Origin of the sequence: Oceaniferula marina, assembly GCF_013391475.1 — a bacterium.
Lineage (GTDB): Bacteria > Verrucomicrobiota > Verrucomicrobiia > Verrucomicrobiales > Akkermansiaceae > Oceaniferula > Oceaniferula marina.
In genome coordinates this window covers 1,116,595-1,134,311 of the sequence record NZ_JACBAZ010000001.1, presented here as the reverse complement: position 1 = coordinate 1,134,311, position 17,717 = coordinate 1,116,595, and the positions used below count along the sequence as shown (strand labels likewise).

The window sequence follows — 17,717 nt, the reverse complement described above, 5'->3', positions numbered from 1 at the left end:
CACCACCCTCATTCAAATGGATTTACTTTTTGTCTTCCTGCCACAGCCCACGCCAATAATCGAGGCGCTCTTTGATCCTGAGTTCCAGTCCGTTTTGGCTTGGTTGGTAGTATTGCCTGCCTTCCGGTAGATAGGCTTGGGGGACGTAGTTTCCTTCGTAGTTGTGGGAATAGTGGTATTCGAGGGTTTCGTCGCTCGCTCCTGACCCCTTGGCCAGTTTTTTGCGGGTTTTGGTTCGTAGGTGTTCGGGCACGGCGAGGGTGCGGCCGGATTTAACATCCTGCATTGCTTCGCTGAGTGCGGCGTAGGCACTATTGGATTTTGGAGCGGTGGCGAGGTAAACGGTGGCGTGGGCGAGAGGGATTCGGCCTTCGGGCATGCCGATGAATTCGAATGCCTTGTGCGCATCCATGGCGACACGCAGGGCGTTGGAGTCTGCGAGCCCGATGTCTTCGCTCGCTGAGATGACGAGACGGCGTGCAATGAAACGCGGGTCTTCACCGGCGACTAACATTTTTGCCAGCCAATAGAGAGCGGCATCCGGGTCGGATCCTCGGATCGATTTGATAAAAGCTGAGATGGTGTCGTAATGCCCGTCGCCATCAGCATCATAGACAATGGCCTTTTGTTGGATCGACTCCTCTGCAATGGCCAGAGTGATCTGAATGCTGCCATCGCCATCCTCAGGGGTAGTCAGGGCTGCGAGCTCGAGGGCGGTCAGTGCCTTGCGGACATCTCCGTCGCAGATACCGGCAATGTGTTTGAGCGCCTTGGGATCGGCGGTGATCGATTGCCGGCCCAATCCTCGTTCCTCATCAGCGATGGCTCGTTCGAGGAGTTGGATGATTTCTTGTTCTGGGACCGCTTCGAGCTGGAAGATCTGGGATCGGGAGACCAGTGGTGAGTTGACGTAAAAATACGGGTTGTGGGTGGTGGCTCCGATGAAGCGCACGGTTCCACGTTCAACGTGAGGCAGAAGCACATCCTGTTGGGCCTTATTGAAACGATGAATTTCATCAATAAAGAGGATGGTGGTTTGGTCGCGGAGTTGTTTCCACTGTTGAGCTTGGCCGATTTTTTCGCGAATTTCGGAGACGTTTGACTCGACCCCGTTAAGGGCTTCGAAGCGGCTGTTGGTGGTGTTGGCGATCACGCCGGCGAGGGTTGTTTTGCCTGTTCCCGGAGGGCCATAAAAGATCAGGGAGGAAAAGCGGTCGGCCTCGATGGCCCGGCGCAGCAGACTGCCTTCGCCGAGGATATGTTGTTGTCCCGCCACCTCGTTGAGCGTTCGCGGACGCATCCTTGCGGGTAAGGGTGAGTTGCTGTGGCTTGTTGCTGGGCCTGAGGCCTCGGCAAGTGGCTCTGGAAACAAAGAATCCGTCATGACGTGTGCCGAGATTGAACCACGGAATGGGGCCAAAGCATACTGTGAAATTTACTCATTCGAGGTAAACGGGCGAGTATACCAGCGGTAGGCTTTGCCCAGTAAGCGCTTGATGTCTTCCGTGGCCAGATACGCGCAAGGAATGAGGAAAAGGGTGATGAAGGTGGCAAACATGATACCAAAGGCGAGTGAAACCGCCATCGGGATCAGGAATTGTGCCTGAATCGAGCGTTCAAAAATCAGCGGTAGCAGACCGGCAAAGGTGGTCAAGGAGGTCAGAAGAATAGGCCGGAATCGAGCTGATCCGGAATGAATGACGGCATCGTATGCTGATTTACCTTCGTTGCGCCTACGGTTGGTGAAATCAACCATGACGAGTGAGTCGTTGACCACTACTCCAGCCAGGGCGAGCATGCCGAGGTAGCTCAGCCATGAGGGGGTGATGCCGAGGGCCATGTGTCCGATCACAGCACCAACGGCGCCAAAGGGGATGGCGAGGAGCACGAAGATGGGTTGGCTAAGAGAGCGAAATGGAATGGCCAGCAGAGTGTACAAGGTGAAGATCAGGAGCGCGGCAAGCACAGCAAAGCGTTGTTGGTTTTCGGCATCTTCAGCGAGGAAACCGTCGAATCGCCATGAGGTTCCAGGGTGGGCCGCGGTGATGGCATCGAGTTTCGGAGTGATGGCGTTCCCGATATCCGTGATGTTGGTGTCCCTGCTTTTTGGCACGGCGGAGATGGTGTAATAGCGCGAACCATCGCGGCGGCGGATCGTCGGGGGGGAGTGGCCTTGGGTGATATCTGCCACCTCGTGGAGGTTGACGGTTGATTTGTTTGGCAACGTGATTTGCAGGTTGTCCAGAGTGTGGAGTGATTCACGTTGGTGTTTCGGGAGCCTGACCATCACACGCACGCTGTCTTCTCCACGTTGAATCCTTTGGGCCTGTTCTCCGTAAAAGGCACGGCGGACTTGACGGGCGAGACTTTCCTGGGTGAGGCCGAGATCCCGGCCGTAGGGAAGCAGTTTGATCTGGAATTCATTCTGGGCGTTTTCGATGCTGGTGGAGGTTCTTCTAACGCCTTCGGTGCTTTGCAGTGCTTCCTGCATCTCTCTGGCGACAGGGATCATGACTTCGTCGTTTTGTCCGCGAAGTTCAATTTCGACGTCGTCACGTTCGCTCATGAACCCTCCACCTGAGCGTTCGGTCCGGATGCTGAATGATTGAGCTCCTTGAACCTCGCCGACCAGATCCCTCCATGCGTCGGCAATTTCCTGGTTTTTTGGGCCGGGGGACTTGCGTTTGCTCGGTGGCAGGATTTCGACCAGGACATACCCTCGGGTATCCTTGGCGTGTCCCCAGCTTGGCCAGCCGCCGGTGGATGACATGACATTGCCAATCAGGCTGGGGCCTCCTTCGCCATCGGTGAAACGTGTTCGCAGTTGGTAGGCGGCTTCGGTGATCTCTTCGACTTTCTCCGTTGTTTGATCAAAGTTGGTTCCTTCCATCATCGCGAGTCTGGCGTAGATGTAATAGCGGTCAACGGATGGAAGCGACTGGAATCCCAGCATATTGCTAGAGAGGACTCCATAGGTTCCAAAACCAAGCGCACAGAAGATCGACAGGGTGACGTAGCGCCAGCGGACTGCGAAACGGAGCAGTGGTTGATAGACTCGGGCAACAAAGCCTTCGAGTAAGCGGGTGGCTCCTTGTTGGATTCTGGTGAGGGGAGCTTTGCTCGTTCGGTTCACCTTGAGGTGTTTAAGGTGTGATGGGAGGACGAGCTTGGATTCGACCAGTGAAAAAACAAGCACCGGGATGACCACAAAGGGGATTTGTTTGGCGAAGGTTCCCCACCAACCCGTGATGTAGGCAAGCGGGATAAAGGCGACAACGGTGGTCAGCACGCCGAAGGTTACCGGGACGGCGATTTCCTTGGCTCCGGTAACGGACGCTTCCAGCGGATCCATCCCGGTTTTGAGTTTGGAAAAAATGTGTTCACCGGTGACAATGGCATCATCGACGACGATGCCGAGCACGATGATAAAGCCAAACAAGCTCATGATGTTAGCGGTAATGCCCAGGGTTGGCATGAGCATTAATCCTCCGGCGAATGCGACCGGGATACCGATGATCACCCAGATGGCAAGAGAGAGACGCAGAAACACACTGAGGAGAATGAAGACGAGGACACAGCCTTGGAGAAGGTTCCAGAACAGGGTGGAGATGCGTCCGCGTAGACTGACGGAATCGTCGTCCCAAGTGTGGAGTTTAACCCCTTTGGGAAAGCGACTGGCTGACTCTTCCACGTATTGGTGGACAAGGTCGGAAATTTTCAGTGCTTTTTCATCGCCGAGACGTTTGACCTCGACGATGACGGAGCGTTCACCATTGAAGCGGGTGACCTTTCGTTGTTCGTCAAAGCTGTCTTTGATGTTGGCAACGTCTCCTAGCTTGATCTCGGCTCCATCTCCCCGGTGAATGATGATTTGTTCAAACTGGGATCGGTTCAGAGCCTGATTGGTCGAGCGGAGGAGAACGCGGGTGGCATCTGTCTTGATTGAACCGGCCGATAGGTCCATCGAGTTTTGTTGAATCGCGCGTGAGACGCTGTCGAGCGTCAACCCGTAATCTTGCAGCGTCTCTTGATTGATTTCGATCGAAACCTCCCGGTCCCTTGTGCCAATGACATCGACTTTGGAAATGCCGGGTAAGGCTGTGAGATCATCTCGCACTTGGCGGGCTGCCGCTAACAAATCCTTCTCAGACATGTCACCGGAAACGACGACGGAGATAACTTCCATCCAGTGGGCCGTATCCGGGATATAGATTCGTGGGGGCTCGATCTCTCTCGGGAAGGTGTTGATTTTATTGATTCTGGATTCGATCTCAGTTCGAAGCTTTTCCTGGTCCGCTCCCTCTTCGGTGCCGATGTGAAATTCGGCTTTTCCCCGGCGGGCTTCGGCATTGATGTATTTGATGCCGGAGAGGCCTTTCAGCGCATTTTCAATCGGGATGACCACCTTGCTTTCTACCTCGTTTGGCGTGCCTCCCGGGAGGGGGACATTCACTTTGAGAAAGGACATCCGGTAGGACGGGCTGACTTCGGTCGGGATTTTGAACAAGACGGCATACGCGCCAGCAAGTAAAATGGCCACCATCAGGAAGTTGGCGGCGTAATCGTTGCGGGCAAACCAGCGAAGCATGAGAAGTCAGAAGTGTTGGGCTGAAAGTTTAGTGGTTGAAGTGTGAGACTTACTTTGGCTTAGCGGCGTGGTTTCGTGCGTTTTTTGCCCACTTTGCCGGAGTCTCCGGCTTGTGCTTGCTGGGTTGGTGATACTTCACCGGAGCTGTCTTCTCTGGCATCTTCAATGATTTCCACGGGGACTCCTTCGGGAGCGTAAGGAAGGCGGGTTGTGCAGAGTAAATCCCCGGGTTCAATCCCTTCCCGGGTGATGATGTTCTCCGCGGAAGTCCAGATCGGCGTGATGGTTACGGATTTGAGTAAACCATTTCTCAGCACTAGAATTTCGTTGAGTTCCTTTAGGTGTTTTCTTGGCACGGTATAGACGTCAGACAGGGTTTTAGCTGGAATGGATGCTCGAACGGGCTGCCCAATAAATAGCGGGGCCTTGCCGTTGTTCAGGCCAAAGGGGTCATCGATTTTGGCGATGACAAAAAGCTGTTTTGAATCGGTGTCCAGCTCTCCTTCAGCACGGATGATGCTACCGACCCATGGAGGGGTGGCATGCTCTTCTGCTTGATTCAGGATGGATTCAAAGTGGATGTTATCCTTGTTTGTGACGGCCTCCGGTTTGTTTGGCGGGTTGTAGTACTGGAGGTCCCTACTGGTGAGCGGAAGCCGAACTTCGGCAAAGTCGGTGGAAAAGACTTCCCCGAGCGGTGTGCTGGCTCCCACTTGTTGTCCCAGGCCGACGTTGCGTTTGCGAACCCTGCCGTCGTAGGGAGCCTTGACCTGGGTGCGGGCAAGGTTGCGTTTGGCTCGTTCAAGTGACGATTTGGCAGAGTTGACGTTGGCTTCCGCTTCCCTCAGTTGAGGTTTGCGAAGGACCAGATCGCTTGCTTCTTCTTCAAACCCGGCATCTTTCCAGTTCAAGAGTGCTTGTTTTGCCCGTGCCTGTTCTTGGGCAAATGAGGCTTCCGACCTTGCGAGCTGTGCTTTGGCTGACTCGAGGTCCGTCAGGTAATCCGCGGTGTCGAGTTTGATCAGGATCTCACCTTTGCTGAAATAGGCACCATCTTCAAAGCTCGGAGTGATTTCTACGATGCGTCCGCTGACCTGGGAGGTCAGCGTTGTGGCATTGTGTGGGCGGACAACCCCTTGGCTGTGCAGGGTGATCGTAAAATCTTGGAGATCCATCGGCATCACCCGGGTGCGGATTTTTGGTTGTTCAACCGGTCGTTTTTGTTCTTTTGCCGGATCTTTGCGCAGCTTGTAGCCTTCCTTCTTGAGACCTTTGAGCTCGGTATAACCCCACGCTCCCAAGGCAATAATGGCGATGGGCAGGATGATGTGCAGTAAGGCTCGCATGGAATGAGAATGAATGATGTGGTGAATCTGGGATGAAAGTCGCTGCTGTCAAGTCGGCTTGGCTGCTTATTTAGCGGTTGAACGAAAATCGCCACCCAGCGCCAGATGAAGATTGATACGGTTTTGGATCCGTTGGTTTTGCAGAAGGATCAATGAGTTACGAGCATTTGATGCCCTCCGCTGGGCTTCGAGCAGCGAGATGATGTCGGTTCCTTCAACGCCTTCGGCATAGTCCCGGCCAGCTTGTTTCTCAGCGAGGGACGCCTGTTCGAGACTTTTTCGTTGGAAATGTTCTTGTTGGGCGAGCGATTCCTCTGCGGCAAGAGCCGATTCCACTTCACGGAAGGCTCGCAGGGCGACATTGGCAAAATCGTAGATGGCTGCGCGGTTTTGCGCTACGGCAGCCTCCGCTTCGGCCTTCAGGGCTCCCCCTTCGAAGATCGACTGGCTTAAGGATGCAGTAATGGATGAGACCAGCTGATCGATGTCGATCAGGTCACTGATGTCCGGAGATCGGCTACCGCTGCTACCGGTCAGGCGGATTGCGGGAAGTAGGTTTTTTTGTGCGGCTTTGGCTCGGTGGAACGATGCGTAGAGTCGTTGCTGGGCACGGACGAGGTCTGGCCGGCGGGTGATCAGGTCCGCCGGGAGGCCGGCGGGGACATCCTTGCGGACAACGGGAAGGGCTGTTCGGGCTTTGATTTCTCCCTTGGGGTATCGACCGAGGATAATTTCCAGATTTCGGCGGGCATCGTCACGGTCACGGTTGCGTGCCCGCAGTGTGCGTTCTTCGTTGTAGACGTTGTTTCTCGATAGCTGGAGGTCCAGGGATCGGGCGGTTCCGGCTTTGTAGTTGCGTTCGATGATTTTTTCCACCTTGCGGTAGCGTCCCAAGGTTTCTTCGGAAAGTTTGCGTTGGTTCTCGCTGGTGATCAGATTGTACCATGCGCTGGATGTGCTGGCTGCGAGCGAGAGCCGGGTGCCTCGGAAATCTGCGACGGTACTGTCGTAGTCTGCCTGAGCCGCCGTATGTAAATGACGTAATCTCCCCCAGAGATCAATTTCCCAGCTGGCTCCGATGTTGACTCCCTGGCTGCTGGTGTAGCTGGCACCATTGCTTCCGGGGCCTCCGTCTTCGAGTCGGGTCCGGCTTCCCGACGCGCTGAGGTTGACGCTTGGCATGCGGCGAGCCCGCGACTGAGTGACATTGGCGCGTGCTGCCTCCAAGCGTTCGGCCGTGGCGAGCAGGTCGGGGTTGCGTTGCATCGCTTCTCCCACCAGACGCGAAAGTTGCGGATCATTGAAGTCCTTCACCCATCCGGAGCTAATGGAGCGGGATGATGATTTTCCCGTAGCCTTCCAGGCGGTGGGTATATCGATATGGCTCGTGCTACTCGGCGTTCCCCCGGGTTGGCAGGACGCAATGATCCCGACCAAGCCAAGCAGGGTCAGATACAAGTGGGGGGACCTCATGCAGGATGGGTTGATCATGAACGCGTCAGAGTATTAACGGATTTGAGAGGAAAAGTTGCGAAAAAAATCCTCCCCTGCGAAATGAACGAGCGGGGGAGGAGTGAACCATGGCTCTCTGTCTGGACAATCCGGGAGTCATGTCTGCTCAGAAATGGCTGGATACAGGCAAATACGTTCGGACGTCCAGGCAGTTTGCCGATCAGGGGATCAGGAAATACTTGGAGGTGCTTTCGATGATTTTGCCCGTTTTAGGGTCTCGCCTGGCGGTGGACGGATCTCCGACGACATCCCCGGATTGGTATCCTTTGACGTCGATCAGGTTATACGGTCGAAACGGGCTGATCACCATATTTTTTCGGCCCAGTGGGTCAGGGCGACCGACCGGAACATCTTTCAGATCGGGGACATCGGGCGCTGGCACGGTGCCGGTGCCTGTTGTGGAACCACAGGAGGTGAAGAGGCAGGAGACAATGACGGGGATGAGAAGCAGGGTTGTTTTCATAATAGGATTGAGAGTGCCTTGGTATTGAGCCTTGGTTGGAGCTGTCGATAGAGCCATCGGGGCCTCTCTTGGGTTCCCTTGTTCATCTTGAGCTGCCTACAAGAATCGCTTGATTGTCCGAAGTATACAAAAACCAAGCCATTCGGCAAGCGCACACGCAGATCGAGTAAGGCATGTTACGGCAACATGGTTCGGAGTAAGATCAGGGCCTTGCGAAATTTCGATACCGAATAGCGTTGATCAAAGACTTTGAATTGGTCTCGACGCATCTTGAGCAACAAGGTGTGGTATATTTTCCGCATTGCTTCCGCTGCTTTGAGCGCTTTGGCATCTTGTGTGCGTAGATGGTCTTGGGCTTTCTGGTAATAGGCCTCAGCCCGATCTGCCAATCCGTTCATCATAGAGATGAATCGTTCGTCGTGGACGTGATCTCGTAAGTGTTGTTCGCTGAGGCCGGCTCGCTCCAAGTCTTCGGTCGGGAGGTAGATACGGCCTCCATTGTCGAGGTCTTCATGGACGTCACGCAAGATGTTGGTGATTTGCAGGGCGTGTCCGAGCGCGACGGCATAGGTTTCCGAATCCGGGTGTTTGCAGCCGAAGATGCGGATGGATACCAGTCCGACACAGGAGGCCACCTGGTAGGTGTAGCGTTCCAGATCACCCCAGGTTTGAAAGGATTGAGGCTCGAGGTCGGAGCTGCAGCCGTCGATCAGGTCGAGAAAGGGTTGACGGGAAATGTCGTAGTCTTCGATCAGACGGATGATCTGTTGTTGTAATTCGTCGGGGTTTTGAAAGCCTTCGGCGATGCCCTCACGCCATTGTTGAAGGCTCTTTCGTCGTTGCTCGATGGGGAGTTCGAGGTCATCGGCAAGGTCGTCAATGACCCGGCAGAAGGCATAAAAGACCACCATGTCCTGTTTGCGCTGCTCGGGTAAGCAGGTCAAGGCAATCGCCAGATTCGATTTGGCCTTACGGGTGATGTCTTGTGCCGAGGACATGGGAGGACGAAGAAGGGGGAGAAGAATGACCGTTGAATGGCCCGGCGTGAGCATTCGTGCTCTACTCTATGCCTATTTGATGATTCCCCAGTGGCCGCTGCCAAAGGGCCAGAGAGAGAAGGAGGCCGGGCCGATGACGTTGAACTCTTTAACGGTTCCCCAATCCCGGGAGTCGGAGGAATTAAAGCTGTTGTCTCCCAGGGCGATGTATTCATTCATACCGGGGTGTTTAGACCACTTGGCTTTGAAGGTGCGTCCGTGTGCGAGACGACCAATGGGTTTGTATCCGTAGTGGTATCCTTCCCGTTCGCTCATCACCTTGAGGAAACCGGGGTCCTGGGCACGTTGGCCATCGATATAGAGGTCGTTGCCCTTGATTTCCAACTCTTCGCCAGGGACGGCGGCAAGGCGTTTGATATAGTGTGAGCCCGGGTTGGCTTGGGCCCGGATCTTTTTGATCTCCCGGGTGTCGAAGACAAAGACTTCGCTGCGTTTTGGTTTGCGGAAGTGGTAGGACATCTTGTCCACCAGAATCAGGTCTCCGCTATCAATAAACCCTCGGGCAATGACGGTTCCGGCCTTGAGTTTTGGTCGGATAATGGGGTTTTTATTTTTACCCACGGTTTCGTAGGCCATTTCCGATTTTGGGGTGGTGTTGAAATCCTGTTGGAATCGGGTAAGGGCTTCCGAGTCGTTGGGATGGGGGGGGTAGCCGCAGATTTCGCCGAAGCCCATGCCATTGGCGCTCAACAGCGCTGTTTTGGGTCCGGGAAAGGTGACCGAGGTATTATCCGAGAAATGAATCTTCGTCCGGGTGAAGAAATGCATCGTGTGGATTTCTTCAATCGGGTCCTCCTTGCGGAGGGTTTTATCTTCTTCCAAGACCAAATCCACATAGGAGCGTCCATGGGTTGCCCACTGCAGGGTGCGAATTGGCAAGGCAGGAAAATCGTCGCTGGAGTCAACCTTGGTGGCAATGATCCCATTCAGCGTGGGCTGCATGGACCCTGTCGGGATGCGGAAAGGTTGAACCACATAGGCCCGGAGCCCCAGAGCCACCACGATAGCGACAAAAAAGACTTCGATGTTTTCTTCCACCCAGCCTTGGGCTTGGTAGCGGGGGAGCGCGGATTCACACGTGGATTGGAGCTGTTTCGAGGCTTCTGCCGTGCGCTCTTTGTCTCCTGACTTGACCGAGCTGCGGAGGTCGATGCGGCGGGACTCAATCTCGGCAATCTGCTTCTCTTCCAGCAGGTCGCGTTTGTAGTTGAGAAACTTTTTCGCCGCCTTATCGAGCAGCTTTGCTTCCTTTTTCCACTTGGGTGCAAACATGTCGCGTGCAAATAGCCTTGAATCCCCCCGATCCAGCAAGGGAAAAATGCGGGAGGGGGGATTTTTATTGATGTGCTTGATCTTCCTTTACCAGGTGAGAGTCACTCCGGCTACGGCGTGAAATCCGGGCTCGTTGACTCCGGATCCGTGGATGCGGTACTCCTCATCGGTCAGGTTTTCAAGGGCGAGGGTCAGCAGCAGGTTGTCGGTGGCCTGCCAGCCACCTCGGAGAGATGGAACCACGTAGGATGGAGTGCCTCCCGGGGGTATGCGGTTGGTGTCGCTTTCGTCACGGGTCGAGAGTTCGTCCGCCTTGGCTGCGGCATTGACAACGCCTTCCACCCAGATGCGACCGTCGGGGTGCATCCAGCGGACTCCGACGTTGCCGGTCAGTGGCATGGTCCGGTCGAGAGGTTCGGAGACTTTGACCGGGTCGGAGGTCGGATAGGTATCGACCTCACCATCGATCCAGGCAGCCTGCCCAAAGAGCGTCCACTGTGGAGCAAAGGTCCAGTCGGCGCTGAGTTCAAATCCCCAGACATAACCGTCACCGGCATTTTGCTTGGTGACCTCGTTGTCTCCGTCGATGACTTGCCCTGTCGGGGTGCGCACGATCATGTCGCGGATGTCCGTGTAAAACACCGAGGCATTGATGCCGGCGGTCTCGGTTCCGTAACGACCACCGATTTCGAAGGTGGTGAAGTATTCGGGGTCGAGTCCCGGGGCCGGGGTTTCGATTTCATTGGAGCGAGCCGAATCGAGACGTGACAGATCCGAGAGGTTGGGGGCACGGTATCCTTGGGAGATGCCGCCAAAGAGGGTCCAGCAATCGTTTGCCTGATAGAGGGCCCGGCCGCTGAAGACCAGGGTATCCCAGTTTTCATCGATGGAGATGACGCCGTCCTCTGTATCGACTTTGCCAATGTCGGCTGCGACGTAGGAGTAGCGGGCGCCTAAGTTCAGTGTCCATTGTTCGTTGATTTCCCAGACGTCCTGAACGTAAGCGCCGAAGGTGTCGTAATTGGCGTCGTCCCCAACAGGTCCCTGCACCGCGGATCCGGTGAAGTTGCCGTCGTCGTCGTATTTCTTGTTGAAGGAGTCAACTTGATCTTGATAGTAATCGAAACCGTAAATCAGGCGGCCGACACGGGTGTCGGATTCCATTTGCAGTGCCAGGCCGTAGGTGTCAACATCGAAGCCTTGGCGGTCCATCCCTTTGCCTTTGTTGCTTCGGTTGCGGTAGCGCTCTTCATCGAGCGTTTGCAGTGATGCGGTAAGTTGCCATGCATCCACCCAGTGGCCGGTGTCTTTTCCTTCGAAGCGGATATAGCTCAGGCTGCGATCCTGGTCGAAGGATCGTTCGAGTTCACTGCCGAAATCGGTCCCTTCCCATTCGAATCCGTAGATGGTTTTGTGTGAGCGCCAGACGTCGTCTTGATCCACTTGTTGGTGGACGATGGTCATGCTGGTGCAGTCGTTGAAAGCGTAGTCGAAGCGGAGGTCGGCTGCCCATTCGTCATAGCCGGTCTTTTCCATGGTTCCGACACCAGCGGAGCGGACGTCATTGAAATCCTTGAGGGTATAGCCGACTCGCAGTCCCCATTGTTCGCCTTGGCCGACGAGGCCTTCGAGCCTGAGCACATGAGAGTCTCCTGCGGTGTCGTAGCGGTAATCGAGGGTGGCTCCCCAGAAGGATTCACCTTGGTCGAATTCGAGGTAGCGGGTTCCTCGGGTCAGGGCGTTGACTGTGCCGCCGATGGCGTCGGATCCGTAGAGTGTGGATCCAGGGCCACGGACAAGTTCGACGCCTTCGAGCCCGTAGGAATCAATCGTGTTCCAGTATTGGTTGGGGCCGTCGCGGAACACAGAGTTATTGAAACGGATGCCGTCGATGAGCATCAGGTTGCGGAAAGAGGTGAACCCTCGAATATAGGGGGAGCCGTGGCCATAGGCGGTTTTTTGATTCATTACGCCTGGAAGGGAGCCCAGGGCGTCTGGAAGGGTCCGGTATTGCGGAGCCGTTATGGCTTCGGCATCGAGAGACTCTACACTGTAGGGGGTGTTAGTGAGGTCTTCTTGGTAGCGGAGCGCGGTGATAACGCTTTCCGGGAGTTCTGAATCAGGTTTGAGTGACGGTGTGTTGGCTGCTTCGGTTTCGGCATGGGATGCCGTGGTCAAGCATTGGCTCAAGAGCAAGGGGATGAGTGGAGCTGCCAGTTTTCGGTATCGGGTTGAATCGTGTTGATGCATAGGATCGATTGATGTGTTTGCTGTAGGGTTTACATCAACTATCCTGACTGCTTTTGCCGATCAATCAGACATCGGGAGAAACTGAATTATGGACAAAATTTGTTCATTCTTCAGACGCTTGCTTGAGTTTCTTTCTCAATGTGGACCTGTTGATGGACAGTGCTGCTGCGAGCCGGGACGGTTTGCCGTCGTAGCGATCCAGCAGGATCCGAAGCAGAAGACGCTCGAGACGTGCGCTAACTTGCTTGTAGTGGGCCCCGGTTTCCAGCTGCTTGTCGAGCCACAGTTTCAGGGCGTATTCTAGATCTTCGTCGTTGCTGAGCCGATGCGTTTGTGGCGTTGCGAGGTGGGGGGGGAGATGATCAAGGGTGATGCTTGCTTGCCCTGCACTGGTGATGATGGCATGTTGGATGGTATTCCTGAGTTCGCGCACGTTTCCGGGCCAGTCGTAACGACAGAGTGCACTGAGGCTATGCTCGTCGATTCGGGCATGGGAGCTTTTGTTGAGTTCTCCAAGAAAGCAATCGGTGAGTGCCGGTATGTCTTCGTTTCGCTCTTTGAGTGGTGGAAGTTTGACTTCAAGCACCTGCAACCGAAAACAGAGCTCACGGTTGAACGCTCCTTGTTCAACTTTGGTAAGGAGGCCTGTGTCATCCGATGTCACTACCAAGCGCGGTGCTTCTTGCTGGTCAATCGAGGATACAAGTAGATCTTGCAGGCAGGATTGCAGGGTGTGAACCGACTCGAGAATCAGTGTGGACCCTTTGGTTCGGTCGAGGGCTTGTTCGAGTTGGTGGGCTTCAAGTAGGGATGAAGCATGGATGGTTTCTAGTTTAGCAGGGGTGGGACCGCTTTGGGCGATTAAACCGGCGACGTGTGATTTCCCCGTGCCGGAAGCCCCGGTGATCACAACCGGCTGGGTGGAAGCACAGGCATGGGAGATTTGGCGAAATACCGGACGCATGACAGGGGAAGCTCCGACAAATGGCGTGGGGTGTGATTCTGTTTTTCCGGTGGGATTGGGAGGGGTTCTGGAGCCAAGTGTTTGAAAAAACGATTCCAAGGATTCAAAATCGACAGGTTTGTCGAGAAAATGTGCGATTCCCAGTTTGCGGGCTGCGATGGCGTTTTCAATTTCTCCATGGGCTGTAATCACGGCAATTTCAGGTTTGTGGTCCCATGCCCAATCATTGATGAGTTCCAAACCGTGGCCGTCAGGAAGCCCGATGTCGAGTAAGAGGCCTGCGAATCGATACTTGTCCAGTGCTTGTCTTGCCCTGGCCAGAGTGGGGGCAAGTTCAGCTTTTAAGCCTGCATTTTCAGCTGCCGCAGCCATGGCTACGGCTAAAGATCGGTTGTCTTCGACAATCAGGATGGTGGACTTGTTCATATTGCTGACGGTGATCGTTCTGGTTGCAGAGATGGCAGCCTGCCCGAGACGGTAGCCCCACCTGAGCTTTGGTTTTTTACGGTGAAGCTGCCTCCGTGGGCATGGATGACGCCGGCAACCAGGGACAGCCCGAGACCCATACCTCCTTCGCGTTCGGAATAAAACGTTTTTCCCAAGTTGGCGATAGCACTGTCCGTAAAGCCTGGCCCCTCATCGGAGATTGTGAATTCGACCTCGTCAGGGTGCTTGGATTCCAGGATGATCCGGATCTGACCACCTTCAGGCATGGCCTGAACCGCATTGTGGATCAGGTTGCGGAAGGCCTGCTCGATGCGTTGTTGGTCACATACCAGCATGAGCGAATCCGGGCTGGATAAGTTGAGAGAACAATGATGAAAATCGAGCAGGGCACGCATTTTTTCCTGCAGGTCGCGAAGCATACCGGCGAGGTCTGTGTTGGATGTGTTGGGGGGCTGGGGTTTGGCGACATACAGCCACTGGTTGACAAGGGAAACAATTTGTTCTCCCTCTTCACGGATCCATTGCCCTTGTTCGGAATGCCTGTGTTGTTCCAGGACCTTGGCATGCATAATGATGGCTGCTGCCGGGTTCTTGATTTCATGCGCCAGAGAGGTTGCCATGTTTCCGAGTAGGGCCATTTTCTCGGATTCCTGCCGGAGTTTTTGCTCTTCGATCAAGGCCGATCGTTGTTTATTGAGCGTGTTTGCCAGAAGTCCAATTTCATCCCGTCTATCGGTCAGGGTCGGCGGGAATTGCCATTCACCATCCGAGGTGTTCAGGGCGGGGCTGGTAGCCAATTGGGATAGAGGTTTGACCACGGTCCTTGCGGTGATGAAGGCCGAGGCGATCGCCAGCAGAATGGCCGCGATGAGAGGCGTTCGTTTGTTGCCTTCTGAGAAACTGATCAGCGGGGGGCGTGTTTGCATGGCCACGAGATGGGGGCCACCGGGGGCGGTTGGTGATGCCGCAGCTTGAGTCGTATTCCCACGCACAACTTCGCCACTGCTAGCGACTGCACGTTTAGCAAGCTCGATTTGTTCTTCATTCCAGGTTTCAGCTGAGATGATGAGATGCTCACTCGTGACGAAGCCCATTTGAAATCCGGTCATCGAGCTGAGGTGAGACGCCAGTCGTTTTGAGTAGGGAAGGTTGAGGCTGCGTGCCAGTTCCGCATTGGATGAGGCAACCCGAACCAGATGCTCGTGATCTTTTTTCGCCTGGGTGACTCCCGACCATAACATGCCGCAAACTCCCGCCAATCCGATGACAATCACTTGGGGGAGGATGAATTTTCGGAATAATCCTCCGCGTCCTGATGATGAATGTGATTGGCTGTCTCCCATACTCTTACAAAGACCTGCTTCATATCCTTAGCTTTGTAAAGCGTTTCAGTCGTTGGCTGATTTGCCAATATAGAAAAAGTATGACAGAAATGCAGATTAATACTTGCTATTGAGAATCATTCGCAATAGTTCTGGGCGCGTCAGCGGCTTCAGCGCTGCTCATTTGATTAATTTACAAGTTTATGAACAAAGCAATTCAAACAACAACGAAGGTATGGGCCATCTCCGTGATGAGTCTGGGAGCCATGGCGGCGCTGAGCGCGGCAGAGGAGGAGGGCGAACTGTCGCCGTTGACAGTGGTCGGCAGCAAGGATCGGGTTCTCGATCTGGTGGGCTCGGCTGTCTATATCGATGAGGAAGATCTCAAACAGCAGAACTACACGAGTATTAACCGTATTCTGGCCAAGGTTCCCGGAGTTTATATCCGTGAAGAGGACGGTTACGGCAATTTTCCGAACATTTCTATTCGTGGTAGCTTGGGAACACGCAGTGAGAAAACCACGATTATGGAGGATGGAATCCTGAGCTCACCTGCCGCGTATTCCGCACCTGCTGCTTACTATTCACCTAATGCAGCCCGCATGAATGCGTTTGAGGTTTTGAAAGGATCCAGTCAGATCAAGTATGGGCCACATACCACAGGTGGGGTTATCAATTACCTTTCCACTCCGATTCCTGATGAGCAGGCTTTTTACGCTAAGTTTACTTATGGTTCCGACAATACTTTCCTTGGTCACGCTCACTTTGGAGATACGATTCAAACGGAAAACAATGGAACCTTTGGTTACCTGCTTGAGATGTTCTACCATCAGACGGACGGGTTTCGTGACATTCAAGGGCTTAACCAGGACACTGGATTCCAGCGGATCGAACCGATGCTCAAGCTTTTCTGGGAGCCGGACACCGCACTCAAGCAGCGTTTTGAGTTCAAGTATGGTTATACTGAGTTTGATGCGGACGAAACCTACCTTGGCTTGTCGGAACGTGATGTGAAACGCAATCCGCACGATCGTTATGCGGCAACGAAGTATGATAACATTGATACCTTTCACCACCGGACTTATTTGAAATACACCGCTGAGCCCACCTCTGATTTCAGGCTTGAGGCTGCCGGTTACTATAACCGTTTTAACCGCAACTGGTATAAGCTGAACAAGGTGAATGGTTCCAGCCTTCACTCTGCGTTGTTGGATCCTGCGAAGGTGACATCTCTGAAAGGATTGACAGCGGGCGACATCATTGACGTCAAGGCGAACAACCGTGACTACCGCAGCTACGGCGCGCAGTTCGCCAGCACCTATGATTTTTTGGTCGGTGAGGTTGAGAACAGTCTGACAGCAGGGGTCCGGGTTCATAAGGACTATGTCGACCGTTACCAGTGGGTGGACACCTATGAGTCCACGGGAACCGGTGACTTCTTCCTTGATTCCAAAGGGGTGCATGGCTCGGACTCCAATCGCCGTCAGGAAACCGTTGCCACTTCGGTGTTTATTGAAGACGAAATCAAGTCCGGCAAGTTGACCTTGCGTCCCGGAGTTCGTTTTGAATTCATGCAATTTGACTATGACGATTACAACAATGGCACTTCTCGCTCAGATGATTTGAACACCTGGGCTGGAGGCATGGGCGGAACGTATGAGCTTTGTGAAACGGACCGTATTTTCGGTGGTATTTACCGTGGTATTTCCACCCCGAGTCCAAAGGGATACACCGACCCGGATCCTGCAGAGCAGACCGACGAGGAGACCTCCATTTCTTATGAATTGGGATGGCGTCACCAGAACACGGACAATGCTGTTGGTTTTGAACTGGTCGGGTTTTACACGGATTTTGATAACCTGTTAGCTCCAGCAGCGGGTGCCGGCTTGGGTGATCCGGCCAATGGTGGGGAAGCTGAAGTCTACGGGATTGAGGCGCAGATCACCTATGATCCAGCGGTCGCTAGCGGCCAGGCCTATCGGGTGCCGATGTATATCAGTGCCACTTGGACCAGCGCGACTTTACAGGAGAATCTAGCCACAGATACGGGTAATGTTTACACGGATTTCCGTGGTGGAGACGAAACCGGAAATGACATCCCATACATCCCCGAATGGAAACTCGCAGCCGGTGTGGGTGTTGATTTCACCCAATGGGGTGCGTTTCTTGACGCCACCTGGACCAGCGAGATGTATGGAACCGGAGGGAATTACTCTGACCAAGTGGTCTCATCCCGCGAAGGGGAGATTGATGAGATGTTCCTGGTGGATCTTTCCGCCTGGTATCAGATCAATGACAATTGGCGTCTGATCGGCGGGGTTTACAATATCTTCGATGAAGTGGGTGTTGTCTCCCGTTTGCCTGAAGGTCCTCGGACCAATCAAGGCCGTAATCTCTACTGTGGATTTGAAGTCCAATTCTAATGGTTTTCTCTGATTGATTGTTATCATTAGCGGCGTTTGCATTCTTGCAGACGCCGCTTTATCGTCTATAAG

At 54.2% G+C, this 17,717-nt stretch carries 11 protein-coding genes; 1 reads left to right on the top strand and 10 read right to left on the bottom strand.

Annotated features, from left to right (window positions below):
* Positions 1-22 precede the first annotated feature (22 nt).
* The 10 genes from HW115_RS04515 to HW115_RS04470 all read right to left on the bottom strand — a co-directional run bounded on the left by HW115_RS04515 (position 23) and on the right by HW115_RS04470 (position 15,243).
* Positions 23-1,384, bottom strand: a complete 1,362-nt coding sequence (locus HW115_RS04515; protein WP_178931363.1) for a replication-associated recombination protein A — start codon at positions 1,382-1,384, stop codon at positions 23-25.
* Positions 1,385-1,435: 51 nt separating this feature from the next.
* The gene (locus HW115_RS04510; RefSeq protein ID WP_178931362.1) at positions 1,436-4,588 is read right to left on the bottom strand and encodes an efflux RND transporter permease subunit; all 3,153 of its coding nucleotides are present in this window, start codon (positions 4,586-4,588) and stop codon (positions 1,436-1,438) included.
* 59 nt (positions 4,589-4,647) lie between these two features.
* Complete coding sequence (locus HW115_RS04505; protein WP_178931361.1) at positions 4,648-5,934, bottom strand: efflux RND transporter periplasmic adaptor subunit; 1,287 nt, start codon at positions 5,932-5,934, stop codon at positions 4,648-4,650.
* Between the two features lie 66 nt (positions 5,935-6,000).
* Positions 6,001-7,407, bottom strand: coding sequence for an efflux transporter outer membrane subunit (locus HW115_RS04500; protein ID WP_178931360.1), 1,407 nt, complete (start codon positions 7,405-7,407; stop codon positions 6,001-6,003).
* Positions 7,408-7,606: 199 nt separating this feature from the next.
* Positions 7,607-7,909 carry a hypothetical protein gene (locus HW115_RS04495; protein ID WP_178931359.1) on the bottom strand — a complete coding sequence of 101 codons (303 nt, stop codon included), beginning with the start codon at positions 7,907-7,909 and terminating at the stop codon, positions 7,607-7,609.
* A 176-nt stretch (positions 7,910-8,085) separates the two neighbouring features.
* On the bottom strand, positions 8,086-8,907 hold the full coding sequence (locus HW115_RS04490; RefSeq protein ID WP_178931358.1) for a phytoene/squalene synthase family protein: 822 nt from the start codon (positions 8,905-8,907) through the stop codon (positions 8,086-8,088).
* A gap of 72 nt (positions 8,908-8,979) precedes the next feature.
* Entirely contained in the window at positions 8,980-10,239 is a 1,260-nt protein-coding gene (gene lepB / locus HW115_RS04485; protein WP_178931357.1) for a signal peptidase I, read from the bottom strand.
* Positions 10,240-10,326: 87 nt separating this feature from the next.
* On the bottom strand, positions 10,327-12,489 hold the full coding sequence (locus HW115_RS04480) for a TonB-dependent receptor plug domain-containing protein (RefSeq protein ID WP_178931356.1): 2,163 nt from the start codon (positions 12,487-12,489) through the stop codon (positions 10,327-10,329).
* A 103-nt stretch (positions 12,490-12,592) separates the two neighbouring features.
* Positions 12,593-13,879 carry a sigma-54-dependent transcriptional regulator gene (locus HW115_RS04475; RefSeq protein ID WP_178931355.1) on the bottom strand — a complete coding sequence of 429 codons (1,287 nt, stop codon included), beginning with the start codon at positions 13,877-13,879 and terminating at the stop codon, positions 12,593-12,595.
* Positions 13,876-15,243 (bottom strand): sensor histidine kinase, encoded by a 1,368-nt coding sequence (locus HW115_RS04470; RefSeq protein WP_178931354.1) that lies wholly within the window; start codon positions 15,241-15,243, stop codon positions 13,876-13,878. Before HW115_RS04470 ends, HW115_RS04475 begins: the two co-directional genes overlap by 4 nt.
* 182 nt (positions 15,244-15,425) lie before the next feature.
* On the opposite strand from HW115_RS04470, the gene HW115_RS04465 reads away from it, so the two are divergent.
* Entirely contained in the window at positions 15,426-17,645 is a 2,220-nt protein-coding gene (locus HW115_RS04465) for a TonB-dependent receptor family protein (protein WP_178931353.1), read from the top strand.
* Positions 17,646-17,717: the final 72 nt, after the last annotated feature.